10 protein-coding genes and 1 pseudogene are annotated in these 14,925 nt (G+C 68.0%); 4 read left to right on the top strand and 7 right to left on the bottom strand.

Translation table 11 applies throughout. The features are described 5' to 3' along the window. Window positions 1-511 precede the first annotated feature (511 nt). Entirely contained in the window at window positions 512-811 is a 300-nt protein-coding gene (locus ACWDO5_RS22855; RefSeq protein ID WP_450532191.1) for a hypothetical protein, read from the top strand. 293 nt (window positions 812-1,104) lie between these two features. Next, window positions 1,105-1,980, top strand: coding sequence for a hypothetical protein (locus tag ACWDO5_RS22860; RefSeq protein WP_450532192.1), 876 nt, complete (start codon window positions 1,105-1,107; stop codon window positions 1,978-1,980). A 646-nt stretch (window positions 1,981-2,626) separates the two neighbouring features. On the opposite strand, the gene ACWDO5_RS22865 is transcribed toward ACWDO5_RS22860, so the two are convergent. Next, window positions 2,627-2,983 carry an SH3 domain-containing protein gene (locus ACWDO5_RS22865; protein WP_450532193.1) on the bottom strand — a complete coding sequence of 119 codons (357 nt, stop codon included), beginning with the start codon at window positions 2,981-2,983 and terminating at the stop codon, window positions 2,627-2,629. A 239-nt stretch (window positions 2,984-3,222) separates the two neighbouring features. On the opposite strand from ACWDO5_RS22865, the gene ACWDO5_RS22870 reads away from it, so the two are divergent. Both ACWDO5_RS22870 and ACWDO5_RS22875 read left to right on the top strand, forming a co-directional pair. Then, window positions 3,223-3,609 carry a hypothetical protein gene (locus tag ACWDO5_RS22870; protein WP_450532194.1) on the top strand — a complete coding sequence of 129 codons (387 nt, stop codon included), beginning with the start codon at window positions 3,223-3,225 and terminating at the stop codon, window positions 3,607-3,609. A 902-nt stretch (window positions 3,610-4,511) separates the two neighbouring features. Next, a complete protein-coding gene (locus tag ACWDO5_RS22875; RefSeq protein WP_450532195.1) occupies window positions 4,512-8,225 on the top strand; it encodes an AlbA family DNA-binding domain-containing protein in 3,714 nt (1,237 codons plus the stop codon). A 419-nt stretch (window positions 8,226-8,644) separates the two neighbouring features. Here ACWDO5_RS22875 and ACWDO5_RS22880 read toward each other — a convergent pair whose 3' ends face one another. The 6 genes and pseudogenes from ACWDO5_RS22880 to ACWDO5_RS22905 form a co-directional block, all read right to left on the bottom strand. Continuing rightward, window positions 8,645-9,037, bottom strand: coding sequence for a hypothetical protein (locus tag ACWDO5_RS22880; RefSeq protein ID WP_450532196.1), 393 nt, complete (start codon window positions 9,035-9,037; stop codon window positions 8,645-8,647). Between the two features lie 655 nt (window positions 9,038-9,692). Further along, window positions 9,693-10,031: a hypothetical protein gene (locus ACWDO5_RS22885; RefSeq protein ID WP_450532197.1), complete on the bottom strand. Its 339-nt coding sequence runs from the start codon at window positions 10,029-10,031 to the stop codon at window positions 9,693-9,695. Window positions 10,032-10,180: 149 nt separating this feature from the next. Further along, the gene (locus ACWDO5_RS22890; protein ID WP_450532198.1) at window positions 10,181-10,657 is read right to left on the bottom strand and encodes a hypothetical protein; all 477 of its coding nucleotides are present in this window, start codon (window positions 10,655-10,657) and stop codon (window positions 10,181-10,183) included. Between the two features lie 76 nt (window positions 10,658-10,733). Further along, window positions 10,734-12,557: a VWA domain-containing protein gene (locus ACWDO5_RS22895; RefSeq protein WP_450532199.1), complete on the bottom strand. Its 1,824-nt coding sequence runs from the start codon at window positions 12,555-12,557 to the stop codon at window positions 10,734-10,736. A 68-nt stretch (window positions 12,558-12,625) separates the two neighbouring features. Next, window positions 12,626-13,705, bottom strand: coding sequence for an AAA family ATPase (locus tag ACWDO5_RS22900; RefSeq protein ID WP_450532200.1), 1,080 nt, complete (start codon window positions 13,703-13,705; stop codon window positions 12,626-12,628). 909 nt (window positions 13,706-14,614) lie between these two features. Beyond that, window positions 14,615-14,830: pseudogene (locus ACWDO5_RS22905) on the bottom strand (BTAD domain-containing putative transcriptional regulator); the annotation flags it as partial. Window positions 14,831-14,925: the final 95 nt, after the last annotated feature.

The raw sequence follows: 14,925 nt of genomic DNA on the forward strand, positions 1-14,925 counted from the left end.
CCGATGATCGGTACGGCGCTCGCCGGGGTCTTGTACGTGGACGCGCGCCTCGCCTCCTGGGGCATCCGCCCGCCGGCCTGGTCGACCACGCTGCGCTGGGGCGCCGGATGCACCGCCGCGTTGATGAACTCCTGGGAGTCGCTGTGGCCCGATGGGCAGATCGGCTGGCCGCACCAGGCCGATCCGGCGGCCGTGCTGCTGCACCTGACCCCGGCCTTGCTCCTGATCGCCCTGACGGAGACGATCGCCGCCTACCGAAGAACCGTCACCGACCTCCTGGACCGGATCGGCTCCGCCGATCCTGCCGAGGCACCCCAACCCGCCCACTACTGCCGCAAGCCGATCGGCCCAGGAGCATATCGATCCGAACAGCACCGATCCCGATCCGCTCAACATCCTGCCCCCAGAGGGCAGATCCGATCCCGGCCCCGACTCGGCCAACACCCCCGCCACCACCGGCGCCGACCACGACAGGCCCCACACGGGCGACGACACGTCCGACGACCGCCCCTTGGCACCCGACGCCGTACCGACCAGCGACGGGGCAACAGACACCGACGTGTGGCCGCGCGCCGTTGCGCTGGACGACGCGACCCGCGCCGCCACCGGGAACCCGGTGAGCATCTGGCGGCTGCGCACGGAGTTGCGCATCGGCCCGAGGCGCGCCCGTCAGATCCGCGACCAGCTCCTGGCCCGCCACCACGCCCCGCCGCCCCGGTCAGGTGAACTGCCCCGGTCCGCCGTCCGATCCACCTCCACCCCGGTACCGATCGGATCCGGTGCACGGGATCCCTCGACGCCCGCCCGCTGATCGGCACGCGCCTCCCGCTCTGCCGCCGCTCGGGACCCGTGACACCCCTCTGAGCTGGTCCGATCCGGAAGTGATCGACGGCTTGACTTCCCACGCCGTGCGAGCGTCCATGGTCGTGGCCGACGAACCGAGCGGGTTCCGGAATCGTGAACCCGCCCGCGCCACGGCCATGTTCGCCCGGGAGAAACGCGATGCGCACGCGCCCAGCGAACGTCTGCGGCCCTCACACGCGGATCCGCACCCCGGCCGGGGACCTCAGCCATCCGACATGCTCACGGAAAAGAGGTTCCCTCATGTCCGACACCACGACCGACGGTACGCGTACGCCGCACCCCGTCCCCGCCCCCGAGCCGCTGACCCAACTGACCGGCGCGCCCGCCGCGATCTACACCGAACTACTCGGCCTCACCGAGGGCGCCACGGTCGCCGAACTCGCCCTCGCCGCGGGCGTAGGCCGCTCCACCGCCGGAAAGGCCGTGACCACCCTGGAGCAGCACGGACTGGCCGTACGCACCCCCGGCGGACACGACGGCCCCCGCCGTACCCCCGACCGCTGGCACCCCGCGCTCACCCGCGCCACCAGCAGCGGCGACGGCTCCAGCGACCAGGAGCCCGTCAGCACCCAGCCGGAACCCTCGTTCACGGACAACCCGGAGCCGGTCGGCAACAGCGCGGACCACGAGGGTGCGCCTACTGCCGAGCCCACACCAGAAGCCCCCGACGCACCGGAGGACGGCAGCACGGATGCCGCCACCGTCCCGACGGCCGAGGAGCCGCAGGACACACCTCCGCAGGACATCGAACACAGCGAAGGTGACGACGGCGGCGAGAACGGCCCGCACGACGAGAACGACAGCGACGGCCCGGGGAACGAGGATGTCCCTGCCCCGCAGGCAGGCGCTGGGCGGCCGACGCGACAGGCTGAAGCGATCATCCTGCCGGGTGAGAAGAAGCGGCTCGCACCCGGAGCGCTGCGGCAGATGGTCATCGACCACCTCGAAGCACACCCCGGCGAGGCATTCACCGCCACCAAGATCAGCCGCGTGATCGAGAAGTCCTCGGGTGCCATTGCCAACGCGCTGGTCACCCTCGCGCAGCAGGGCATCGCCGAGCAGGTGGACGACAGGCCGCGCACCTACCGTCTGGCGGCGCCGGAGGGCAACGCATAGCCGACCGGCCACAGCGAATCGGGCTGGTTCCCACGGGGGTTGGGAACCAGCCCGGCTGCTGTGCGAGTCTTCCACACCAAACGGGCAGAGGCCGGGAGGGCGGGGGTCCGGTGGCTGACCGGCTGAGCGCGGTCGTGGCTGTTGTGTCGGCGGTGATCGCCGTGTACGCGGCGTACTGGGGCCCGGCGCTGCGCGCGCGGCACCCACCCGCTACCACGAGCCCGGCCTGGACGGTCTCCCGCCCGCCACCGGGACGCAAGAAGTCCTGGAAGCGTACTTCGCACTGCTGTGGTGCTTCGAGCGCATCCTGATCGGCCGGCGTAGCCTTACCGGCCAGCAAGCCTGGAACGACACCGGCGTCGCGGTGGCCTTCCCGACGACCTGCTCGCCTGGCATCTGAAGAGCTGGGCGGAGGGCTGGCCGACGGTACGCGCGGCCCTCAAAGTACCTGCCGGGTACCGGATCTACGCGATCACGACTTGCTGGGAAGCTTCTGTGACCTCGTCGAAGAGGTCACCGGGCCCAACGAGCGCACCGCCCTGCTGCGCGCCCTCATCCAGGAAGAGGTCGACCAGACCATCGGCGTGGCGTGACAGGGAGCAGCCTCTGCCCGCCAGGGAGACGAGGGGCAGGCCCTGGGACCCGGTCACGGGCCAGTGCGGCCCAGCTCCTCCTTGCCCCACGCCACCAGGGACGAGCGCACGTATCCGTTCACACCCTTGCGCTTGATCGTCACCTTGACCCATGTCCCATCCCCCTCGGCCCAGCCGTGGGAGGTGCAGCTGTCGCCCTTGTACGCGGTGCCGAGTGCGGCGGCGTTCTTGCGGGGCTTGGCGCGGACGGTCGCCGAGGAAGCGGTGATGCGGCAGAAGTCATTCTTGGCGGCCACCGATGCGGAGGCGCCCTCTACCGGCGCGGCAGCGGCAACCGAGGGCGCCGACAGCGCGAACAGCGGGGCGGCGAGCATGCTCGCGGTGAACAGCGAGACGTGGCGGCCGGGCATCGGGTGCTCCTTTTCTACGGGTTCAGCCCATTGAGACTGAGGAATGCCGCGAGTCTTGCACCATTCGCCCCATTTTGAGATTTCTCGTGGAGAGTTCCACCGATTCGAGTGATCCCGCCCTGCTTCGTGTATGCGCCGCTCGTCGTGGGGGACATCCAGCGGACACGTCCCGGCCCGCCGGGTGTGGACCGCGCTGCGGAGCGCCGCGCCGCGCATGACTTCGATCAGAGGAGCACGAGATGATCCCGTCTCGCATCCGACGCCATCTGCGTCCCACCGCTGCCGGGCTACTGGGCCTTGTTGCATGGTGCGGGGTCCTCGTGCCGACCGCCCCGGCCGGGGCCCACGCCCAGAGTCAGGCTGAACCGACGCACTGCAAGATTCGGATCACGGGAAAGACAGTCGCCGTACGCATGCCGGAGGGCAACGCCCCGGTCGCCCGGCCCGACTCGCCCGTTGTCCGCTACGTTCACCGCGGGGACGTAATCCGCAACAACTTCTGTCTCATCGCCCTCGGGCGCAGCAACGGCGGGCCGCTCTACCACAAGTGCGGGAAAGACGGCCACGACTGGTACGTCGTCATCGGCGGACAGGTCCCGGCGACCTGCGCCCAACGCGTCAAGTAGGCGCAAGACTCACAGGGTTCACGTCCATGAGACCACCGACTGCCAGGGGGGAGCCGGGCACTTCCCTGCCCGGCTCCCGGCTTGCCAGTCCGACGGTTATGAAGCCGCAGCATTTTGTTCCCGGCCCATGCCCTGGCGAGACAATTGGCCGATGTCCTGGTAGACGCCAAGAAGCCGAATCAGGGCCGTGTCCATCATGTCGCATCGCTCCAGCGCTAGCGCCAACTCCCCGGCTACGGAGCTGACATCCGGGCTCAAGCCATCGGCGCTCTCGGATCCTGTGGCGGACCGACTGCGCAGGGCCCGCAGCCCGCGGCCGGCCTCCTGCGCCCGCGCGTACGCACAGCGCCACAGCGTTCTTTCGAGGCTTGGCCCGGACCGTCGCCGAGGAACCGGCAATGCGGCAGAAGTCCTTCTTGGCGGCCACCGGCGCGGTGGGTCCATGGTCCGGTGCGACAGCAGCAACTGCGGGGACAGACAAAGCGATCAGCGAGGCGGCGAGCGTGCTCGCGGTGAGCAGCAAGACGTGGCGGCGGGTCAACGGGCGCTCCTTTCCCGGGGGTTCAGCCCGTCGATGCTGACGGATGCCCTGAGCCTTACCGCGACCTCCCGCCCTTGATCGTCCCGAGAGCGAGTCCCACCGTTTCAGGTGATCTCATCCTGCTTCCCGCATGCCCCCTCGTTCCTCCGATCTCCAACAGCCGTACCCCGTACAGGCCGCCGACCCATCGGGCTACTCGTGGTAGCGCCTCGCGTTCCGGAGCGGCGGTCTACCACACCAGGAGTGGGATACCTGGCGGAGTGTCAGTTGGACCTGCTCTGCGGGTGCTGTCCCGATACACTCCCGTACCCCGAGTGCGTACGTCGCCGCTCGCCTGCACTTCCCGTATCGACTACATAGGGTGGATATCTACGTGACCCCTGATGAGTTGCGAGAGCTCCTGCGACGCGCCGAAGGCGAGAGTCACGACTTCAAGGCCAAGCCGCACGAGACATCCACCGACAAGGGGAAGGCAGACCTTGTCTGCGATGTGATCAGTATGGCGAATACGCCAAGGGATGCAGACGCCCACCTCGTTTTCGGTGTCAAGGACCAAGGCAACGGGCGGCTTGATCTCGTAGGCGTCGACAGTGTCCCGGATGACGCGGAGTGGCAGCAGATCTTGGGGGCTGCCGTCGAACCCGTGCCTCGTTTTAGCCTGGAGCCGGTTCAACTCGACGGCAAACTTTACGGAGTCCTGACGATCCCACCTGACCGTCGTGGCCCCTTCCTGGTCCGCCCTGAATGGCGAAGCAAACGAAATGGCCACATCGGGCCGATGACACTCTTGCCCGGCGTTACTTACTACCGTCGAGGCAGCAGCAATACGCCTGCGAGCGGGGAAGTAATCCGATGGATCGTTCAGTGGATGAACGGCGGCAGCGCTGAGCCCCTGAGAGGGGCTGCCGCACCACTTGAGGGCACCTGGGAACGCTTCCTGGAACGCATGCACGGCTTCAGTGACACACGACGCTACGTACTCGTGGCCCCAGGCGTCGCGCCGACTCCAGCAGCGACACTCCGAGGGCTGGCAGTACCCCCCTGGTCTGCCGTCTTCGATCTGGATCCGGCGAGTGAGCAAGGCGGCCTGTTGGGGGCGCTGGAAAAGGATATCTCACTCACGAGGAGCCTTTATCGTGTCGTACCGCAAGACGCACAGATGGTACTGGGTGGACGCAATGCGATGCACTGGATCTTCGCTAAGGGCCTAGTCACTGGAAGTGAACCGCTAGCCGATCTCACCTTCCGGCAGTGGTCGACTCAATACGCACGAGACTTGAGCCGTCACATCGATCAACTTGCCGCATCACTGCACCCAGCGCCAGTAACCTGCGTGATCCTCGGGTACGACACTTCGGAGATTCCGACCATCCACGCGTTGCTTAGTGATTTGGCACGCGATAGTGGCGACACACTCGATGTAGTAATCGCAGCGGATGACGCACCAGCCTTTCAGCAACTGACAGGCACCTTCGAGGCAGGCGTCATCCCGATCTCCCTGCAACAACTTTGTGCGGGCCTTGCACACCTCGAACCGAACAAGACAGCATCCGGAGGCTCTCCACGTGCTCTCCCGAGCCTCTCAGGGGCCCCAGTCACCTTGGACGCGGCCGATGTGCCGTGGATCGAAGAGGAATTGGAGGTCATCTATCTCGACTCGCAAGGCGAGAAGTCCGAAGACGACAAGAAGGCATTCCTCAAGGGGGGCGAAATCAGCTGGTACGGTCTCAGCCGCCGTGCCGATGTCGACCGGGAGAAGACCGTAAGTCTCCACCGCAAAGTTCTGCGGGAACTGGATCGCGGCGGCCGCGCAGTGCGGATAAATCTCTATCACACGCCTGGGGCCGGTGGAACAACAGTAGCTCGACGCGTGCTCTGGGACCTGCATCACATCTATCCGTGTGCCGTACTTCGCGGTAATCCCTCTGCACAACACGTCGGTGACAAGTGGGCCGAGGACACCGCCGAACGGATCATGCGATTGGGACATGTAACTCAGCGGCGCGTCCTCGTATTGGCCGAAGGTAGCCATGTCCCCGAGCGCCTCCTAAACGACCTGTACGACTCGCTACGCAACCGTCAAGCCAGTGCTGTCATCTTGCAAGTAGTACGCCGCGCCGTCGGAGTAATCGACGATCAACGCGTGGTCCAACTGCCGAGTTACCTGTTGGATCAGGAAGCCGAAAGATTCCTGGAGGTTTATTCGCAGGCCCGGCCCGATCGAGCGAGCGGGATCCGTGCAGTTCGATACAGCGCGAACGAGCGGGAGCGGGTACCATTCCACTTCGGCCTCGCTGCCTTCGGGCGCGAATACCTCGGACTGGAGCGGTTTGTATCGCTGCGCCTACAAGACTTGAAATCTACCAGCCGAGAGATCTTGCAGCACATTGCCCTGGCTCATCACTATGGCCAGAAGGGGATGCCGGCACAACTCTTCACCGATCTACTCGAGTTGCCCACCAACCAGACAGTTCTCTTGGCCTCGCTACTTCCCGAGGAAGTGTTGGACCTGCTGGTGGAGGAAGAGGCGGGCATCTGGCGCATGGCCCACGCCTTGTTCGCGGAAGAAGTCCTCGGACAAATTCTTGGCGCCGGCTTGAAGACCAAAGGACAGTGGAAGGCAGGCCTCCCTGAGGCGGCGATCAGTCTTGCCCGCCTATGTCGCGGCGATTCGGGCGTAGTTGGTGATAGCGAACTTGACCTGATCCATCGCATTTTCATCTACCGGGAGAGCAGTGAACTGCTGGGGACGGAGCAGGCTGGCTCCCGCTCGTTCTCGCATCTAATCGAGGACATCAATCTACCCAACTCGGCAGTAATGCTGTTGGAGGAGCTGACTACGCTCTTCCCTTCGGAATCTCACCTGCACGCCCATCTCGCACGGTACCAAGCCGTGCGCATGCACGACCTCGGTAAGGCAAAGCTAAGCATTGAGCGAGCAGTTGAACTTTCCGACCGAGACTCCGTTGTATATCACATGAAGGGAATGATTTATCGGCAGGACGTCTACGACCTGACAGGGAGAAAGGAGGCACTGGAACTGGTAGTCAGGCCTGCCGAGATCGCGAGTGAAGCGTTCACCACATCGCGGGATCTACGTCGTGACAACGAACATGGATATATTAGCGAAGTGCAGATGCTCTTGCGTCTCGCCGAATACGCCCGCCAAAACACTGCAGGAGGAAACAGAACAGCTTTCACTTATACAGGTTACGAACTCGTCGATACAGCACTCGAACGATCCGAGGACCTACTGGCCCAGGTAGCCCAATTGCGGACAGGAGAAGAACCCAGCAGGTTTGCAATCAAGTGCAGAGCTCAGCTGGACGAGCTGCACGGGAACCATGAGGCCGCCGTTCAGCATTATCGGTCTCTACTCGAGAGGGTAGACGTTGACAGGTCTTCCGTTCGGCGAAGTTTGGTATGGATCTACCTGAAGAAGACCCAAGGCCAATGGCAGAGCGTAAAGCAGAAGGACTTGCGAACCATTGAGTCTCTCCTTCGCGAGAACCTCCGCGAAAAGGCTGGCGACGACCGGACGATGCGCCTGTGGGTGAAGGCAGCGCGTTACGTCCCCAATCCTCCGTCGCTCGACGAACTTGTGGGCCAGTTCTCAACATGGCACATGGATAACCCCTCGCTGGAGTCGAGTTACTACCTCTATATTCTGCATTTTCTCAAGTATCTCGAATCCTCATCACCTGTCGCGAAGGGCGAAGCGGAACGCTACATGGAGGAGTGCCGAAGGCGCGCTCAATATCGCACGGATCGTACGAGGAGTTTCGAATGGCTCGGCTCCGGTTTCGGAATTGACAGACTTGTCCACCAATCACGTCTTGGTGAATGGGACAGCGGTCAAGACTTCTTCAAGAATTCAGGACTCCTAGATCGTGTCGAGGGTCGGGTAGGTCAGTACGTAGGACCGACGAAGGGCTGGATCAACGTGAACGGTCTGCAGGTGTTCTACGTTCCGGGGCGCCCTGGCCACCAGCGTCGTGCGGCGCACCAGCGGGTCACCTGTGTCATCGGTTTTTCCTACGAGGGCCTGAGGGCGTGGGAAGTTCGGGATGCGTGATGCTCGTTGCCACCGCCCCTGCCACGGTCGACGGTGACGAGCTCCCTGCCCAGGCCGCGCGGCACGGCCTCGGCGCTCTCGCCATGCAGCTAGCCGACGTGCCACGCATGAGACCGCGGCGTCGTGTTCCGGACCCGCGTCCCGGCGAGGCGCTTGGCCAATGTCCTGGTAGACGCCAATGAGCCGGATCAGCGCGGTGTCCGTCACCTCGAATTGCTCCAGTACGAGCGCCAACTCCCCCTGCTATGAAGCTGGCTTCCGGGCTAAAGTCGTCGACTCCTGTGGCAGGCCGGCCGCGCAGGACTCGCAGCTCGCGGCCGGTCTCCTGCGCCCGCGCGTACGCGCTGTCCAGCTCGTCAGCGGTCTGGCACAGGGCATGGGCGAGCCATGGAGGCGGTGACCGGGAGGGTGCCCGGCAGCTAGGCCAGCCAGAGGGGCGCCGAGGCCGAGCTGCTCGGCAAGCAGGCGCGCGCCCGGTCCCAGTGCGTTCGAGGTAGTGGCCACGGCGGCGTGACCTCCTCCAGTGTGCCCAGGGCACGGGCCAGGCGCAGGGCGAAGCTGCCGCCTTGGTCGGGGCCGTCGGCGAAGCCGTGGCAGATTGCCGGGGCTTCGGTGCCGAGGGTCTTGTGGCATATCACGTGTCCTTCGGCTCGTCTCGCCGCGGTGACCAAGTCCGTGACCCGGCCGGGCCGGAGGTGCATCGGGTTGCCCGGATGGAAGATGCAGGTGTCGCAGCGGTGGGCGCACAGCCGCACGGTGCCGGTGAGCGGGTCGGCGACGTCGGTGTACGGCTCGACGCCGTCGTCCCTCATGCGACTCCGCTCCGGCGTCTCGTCGTGGCCCGGTCGGGCGTGTCGGTTTCACGGTCGGCCTCCACAGCCCGCGTGTCCGCAGCCGCCGCAGAAGCCCCCGCTATTGCACGAACACGGGCAGGGTCCTGGCGTTCGGCGCCGGGCCGGGGACGGACCAGCTGGGGCGGGGATGCGTGGGGTGGGCGGCCGTGCGTTGTCGGGGTGGGGCGCGGTGCGCCGGACGGCCGCAGTGAGCAGGCCGGTGCGGGCGGCTCGGGGAAGTCGGTCGAGAGCTTCCAGGTGATCCCCAAGGTTCGGGTCGGCAGGCAAGAGGGGGGTGTGGGCGCAGGCCAGCAGTTGTCCGGCGGCTTCGGCCACGACCCGGGCGAAGACAGCCGGGTCCAGGTCGAGGTGGTCTTCAGTCCGGAGGTGGTCGGCTGCGCAGGTCAGAAGGACAGCGAGAGAAGGGACTTCGGCCTCCGTAGCAGTGCTGAAGAGGGTGCGGGCGCGGTTGAGGATGTGGTGCACCAGAACGTCGTGTTGAGGCAGGCCGGGACCGGGCATGGGCGGTGTTCCTTCCAGGGGTGCGGGCGGGTGCGTTGCTCCGGCCCGTCGTATGGGACAGGCAGGCGGGGTGGGGGCCCGGTTGGGCCCCCACATGGTCAACTGCGCCTGGTTACAGCTCCGGTGCGCCGTGCACGGCCTGGTAGCTCTCCAGGACCAGGCTGAGCTGGTTCATCTGCTGGGCGAAGCGCGCGGCGTACAGGTCGGTCGGATGGCCGATGTTCTGGAGCAGGCCGGTGACCGGGACGAAGGCCGGGTCCAGGCGGGGGTTGAGTGTGTTGTCGAGGCGGTCGCGTACCTGGGCTGCGTGGCGGCGCAGTTTGCCGTGGAGCCGGTCGGCTTCGCGGGCGGTACTGAAGACGAGATCGGCCAGTTCGCCCAGCGCGGTCCCGCGCTGGTGGCGCAGGCGGCCGAGGCGCTGGAAGCCGTCTTCGCCGAGGGTGGCTCGCATGGCTTCGGCACCCGGTGCTCGCCCGGGGGCAGCGTCTGAATGGGGTGGAGGGGCGGTGGTGTTGGCCCGCGCGGCTGTGCCTCGGATGCGGCTGGTGCGTTCGGTCATGGCGGTAGGGGTCCTTCCCTGGGAACGGATGGTGCGCGGGGCTAGAGGGTTTCGCCGTAGCGGCAGCTGCTGGTGTGGCCTTCGTCGCGGAGGAAGGTGTCGGGCAGCGTGTCGGCCTGCGGAGCGTCTTCGGGGTTCAGTGGCGGGCGGGCCAGATGGGTACCGAGGTCGGCGAGGTGCCGGATGGTGGCGAGCGGGACCTGGCCGGAGCATTCGGGGCACGGGCCGAGGAGTTCCAGCGGCTCGTCGTCGTAGATCGGGAAGCGGGCGAGGAAGACGTACTGTTCGGTGGTGTCCGGGCAGGTGGCGGTGGCCAGGACCGGTTCGCCGGGGGCGGTGCGCCGCCGCAGCCAGTCCGGGGCGGTGGTGATCTGGTCCAAGCCGAGTCCGAGGGCGGCGGCCAGCCGTACGGCTGTGCGGGCGTGTTCCTCGCCCCGGTAGCGGCCGTGCGGGCTGACGGCGGTGTTGTGGCGGATGAACACGGCGGCGGCGTGGGCGCGTTCGGCGAGCGAGGTCATGGGTATCGGTCTCCTTCACTGTCGAGGTCGGTGTGCGGCGGTGGGCCGCCCCGGGCGGTGCCGGGGCGGCGTGGGGTCAGAGCTGGTTGGTGGCCAGGGCGGTGGTCGCCGCCTTGCCGATCGCGGCGGCGGCCTGGGCCGGGTCGGCGAGTTCCAGGAGCCTGGCCCCGGGCAGGGGGCGCGGGTCGGGGTCGAAGGCGAGCCACAGCACCGCGCACCCGGTAGCGCGCAGGGCGGTGATGCGTTCGGCGGCGCGGGCGGCCTCCTCGGCGGCGTAGTAGCCGTCGGAGGCGATCACGAGGAGGCGGCCCGCGCCGGGCTGGGTGAGGTCAACTCCCGTCGTCAGGGCGTCGATGGCCTCGGCGAGGCTGTGGCCCATGCCGCTGGCGTCGAACTGAGTGACCTGCGTGGGTGCGCGTCCGGGCGCGGTGATCGCGGTGACCGACCGGTCGTAGGTGACGGTCGCGCTGCGCGAGTCGGGGTCGGTGAGGGCGGCAGCTTTGGCGAGGATCCAGGCGGCCGAGGCGATCGGGGCGGCGGCCAGGCTCATGGAGCCGGAGACGTCCACCGCGATCCCCACCCGCAGCGGCGGCGTCGGGTTCGGCCGGTGCACTGTGCGCGTCCATGGGGTCGCGGTGGGGGTGGCGCCTGCGGCTCGCTGAGCGTCCCGGGCCAGGGCCTGGCGCATGTTGAGGCGTCCGGGCGGGGCCGTCGAGGCGGTGACGGTGATGGTGCGTTCGCGGTAGGCGGCGGCCCGCAGCGCCCGGGCCAACTGCCCGGCGGCTGCCTTCTCGCCGCTGGTGGGCGGGCGGGTGCCGGTCACCGGGGAGCGGCCGCGCTTGCCCTTGACAAGTTTGCCGGGGGTGTATGGGCGCCCGCCGGGTGCGAAGACCTTCTCGGCCGTCTGCGCGGCCTGCCGCTGCCGGGCGGCCTGGGCGGCTTTCGCCTGGGCCCGAGCGGTGCGGGCGGCATCGACCCGGGCCTGGGCGGCGGCCTGCGCGGCCTCGTTCGCCTGCACCTGGCCGACGACCTTGCCGATCGCCCCGGCCAGTTCGCCCCGGCGTCCGCATGCAGGGTCCGGGGCCGGTTCCGGCCCTGCGGGGTCGGCGCCGAGCGCCTGGCACCACGCCTCGGCGTGTTCCAGCATCGCCTGCCCGTCCTCGTCCCCGGTGCCGTGGGCGGCCGTCCAGATCCGGGTGAGGGCTTTCAGCAGGTCCTCGCCGAGGATGGCGGTGACGGTCTGTTCCAGGGGGTCGGTCTCGTCCGGGTCGAGGATTCCGGCGTCCCGGCGGGCGAGGATCAAACCGGCCGCCGAGGCCGCCTGCCACCGATCGGTGGGGGTCTGGCTGGTGAAGTCCCCAAGGACCAGGGTGTGTACGGCGGATCGCAGGAAACGGCGGTCTCCGGGGCGGCGGTGAAGGTGGGCGTGTTCGGCGCGGGATTCCTCCAGCAGGGCCGCCGCCGCATCCAGGGCTGTGCCGCGCAGCGGGGGCGGGGTGGTCCAGCGGCTGTGCGCGGCGTGCGCAGCCTCGTGGGTGAAGGCGCCCCAGGCGACCGGGTAGTTCTCCTCGTCGCCCACCCGGCTGGGGTCAATGGCGGCCGGGTTCAGCGGGGCGAAGAGCGCCCGGTCGATCTCCAGGGCGGCCAGAGTCGGGAAGAAGGCGGCAGGTGCCCCGGAGCGGGTCTGCTCCTCGCAGGTGACGAGCACATCCTCGCGCCCGGCGAGTTCGGGCAGCCGCTCACCGAGGGCGGCGGCGATGCGCAGCCACTGCCCGGCCTGCGGTCCCGGGGGCAGTGTGTAGGCGGGGCCGCCGTCGTCCTCCCAGCGGGCGGCGGCCCATTCGGTCTCACTCAGGGCGGGCGGGGTGTGCTGGACGTGGGCCTGGGTGTGCACGGGCATGGCAGGTCGCTCCCTTCCAGGGGCGGAGGTGGGGGTCGGCCGAGGGCCGGAGGTGAGGTGGGACGGGGTCAGAGTTGGCGGCCCAGGGCCAGGGCGCTCACCGGGTGGCCGATCGCCTTGGTGACGATCTCGGCGACCGTGTCGCGGTCCTCCAGCGGGGCAACGCCGACCAGGTTGGCGAAGGCGGCCTGGGTGCCCAGCACATCGGCGATCTTCTGAAAGGCGATCAGTTCCCGTAGCTGCGGCGCCCATCCCACCTCTCCGGCCTGCTGGCTGGTGGCGAGGTGGCGGGCGATCCGCACCGCCGTCCGGTTGATCTTCAAGGCGGCGGCCAGGTCGTAGTCCGAGCCGACCTGGACCTGCACGCTGAACCGGCTCGAAAGGGCCTCGGTGAGCACCGCCCCGTGGACGCCGGGGTTGTGTCCGGCGATCACGTAGAAGCCGTCGGCGGCGGTGATCGTCTCGCCCTTGTGCGCCTTGACCTGGATCTGCCTGCGCCCGTCCATCGCCGGATACAGGGCGGCCAGCACTTTCGGGGAGATCAAGGTGGCGTCGTCCAGCAGCAGGGCACGGCCCTCCTGCATGGCCGTCACGAGCGGGCCGTAGATGAACTCGTAGCCGCCGTGCTCGTCCTGGGTGTACTCGCCGACCAAGTCGCCGACCGTGGTGTCACCGTCTCCGGCCACCGTGATCAGGTCCGGGAAGGCCGCCTCGATCAGCGAGGTCTTGCCCGTGCCGGGCGGTCCGTACAACAGCACCGCCACCTGCGCCTCCCGTAGCCTGCGCAGCGCCTCGATGTCCGGCAGCTGCGCCAGCGCCCTGGGGTGATACTGCTGCCCGTTGGGGCGGGTGACCGGTCCCGGCCGCCCGCTCGGCGGCGGGGCCGCAGGCGTCGGGGGCGGGGCCTGGCGCGGCACCGGTGGCGTGGGGCCCGCGCCGGGCGGAGGCGGTACGGCGTGCTGCGCTGCGGCGGCGGTCGTCGAAGTCGCCCGGTACATACGCGGTTTGGAGCCGCCCCGTTCCGCCTCGCCCCGGCATACCAGCGTCTCGCAGGCGTTGCCGACCGCCCCGCCCGAGTGCCCCAGCATTCGCGCCAGTTCCGTGACGCTGAACTGAGTTCCCGGGTTCGCGGCCAGGATCTGCGCGATCCGGGCCCGCAGCTCACCAGGGCGCGCCTTGCCGCCTGTCACGGGCGGTGAACTGGGCGGCGCCGCCGGGGAGTTCGGCGTGGCGGGGGCGGATGGCTGCGGGACAGGGGCGGGAGGCGGGGACGAGGGTGTGGCGGTGCTTGTCATCGCGGACTTCCTTTCACCGGTTAACCGGGGCGGCCATATCTCAATTCGGAAATCGGCCCGCTTTTTGAGCGCACTCCACCCGTCATCCGTTTTCGGGCGGACCCCATTGGCGGGATTTCCATTCCCGGCCTTTCCGGGAACAATTCAAATATAGCTCGACTCGCACCCCACCTGAAGCCGCATTCCGGCTTGATAATGCTGGAATTCTCGCGAATTCACGACGAGAATTCAGGGGAATTGTGGAATGCGCGACGCCTTGCGTCGTGCGTCGCCGCCTGCACGACCGATCCCCAGGCACCCGAACCCGCCGGCAACCCGGCAATTCGAGTGCGTGCGCGAAGGTGCGACCTCGGGCGCGGTGGCACCCTCGGCTACGCCTGGGCGCTGCCGCGCCGGGCAGGCGTAGGGGGCTGAGGGTCCCTCAACCAGGGCTGTACAGGGCTGTATGGAAGCCGAATTGGTGAAATGGAAGATTTACACAGGAGGAGTGGGCGGTAGGCGGACACGGGCATCCGCAAGGGATTTCGCGGGGCCGGGCAGCGGCTGTTAGTAGATCGGGATGCGTTGCTGCACCGATATACAGTCGCCCTCGGCCGCCGGTGGCTCGCAGGGCCCCTGGCCTGCGCTTGCAGCCCGGGCGGGGGTGTCGTATCCAAGCGCGAGCCCGGAAGCGACGGCGGATACGACACCGGATGCGACGGGGCAAACGCCATTGGATCACCCCTCGAGCAATGAGGCGCGCAGGGCCGGTGAACTGCGGCTCTACCGCGTCTGGCGGGAGTGGGTCCGAGGTGCGATGAGGGCCTGGGTGGCCGGCTCGGGTTCGAGGCCGAGGTCGGCGAGGTGCCGCTTCAGGCGGGTGTAGGTGTGCCGGGCGGCATCGTGGCGTCCGGCGGTCTGGTAGAGGCGGATGCTGTGCTGGGCCAGCCGTTCGTGGTCGGGATGGATGGTGCTCACGTGCTCCAGCAGCATCACGACGGCGTCCCGCTCGCGTGGCGCGGCGCTGGCGTCCTCCGCCTACCTCGAGTACGTCACCGAGGAGGAGCCGCTCGGCACGGGCGGCGCGATCCGCA

It is taken from the genome of Streptomyces sp. NPDC000880 (genome assembly GCF_053599675.1).

Bases quoted from the DNA above. Each gene is read 5' to 3' on its own strand.
- ACWDO5_RS22870 (WP_450532194.1), top strand. From the start codon at position 3,223: ATGATCCCGTCTCGCATCCGACGCCATCTGCGTCCCACCGCTGCCGGG.
- ACWDO5_RS22890 (WP_450532198.1), bottom strand. From the start codon at position 10,657: ATGACCTCGCTCGCCGAACGCGCCCACGCCGCCGCCGTGTTCATCCGC.
- ACWDO5_RS22885 (WP_450532197.1), bottom strand. From the start codon at position 10,031: ATGCGAGCCACCCTCGGCGAAGACGGCTTCCAGCGCCTCGGCCGCCTG.
- ACWDO5_RS22865 (WP_450532193.1), bottom strand. From the start codon at position 2,983: ATGCCCGGCCGCCACGTCTCGCTGTTCACCGCGAGCATGCTCGCCGCC.
- ACWDO5_RS22860 (WP_450532192.1), top strand. From the start codon at position 1,105: ATGTCCGACACCACGACCGACGGTACGCGTACGCCGCACCCCGTCCCC.
- ACWDO5_RS22880 (WP_450532196.1), bottom strand. From the start codon at position 9,037: ATGAGGGACGACGGCGTCGAGCCGTACACCGACGTCGCCGACCCGCTC.
- ACWDO5_RS22895 (WP_450532199.1), bottom strand. From the start codon at position 12,557: ATGCCCGTGCACACCCAGGCCCACGTCCAGCACACCCCGCCCGCCCTG.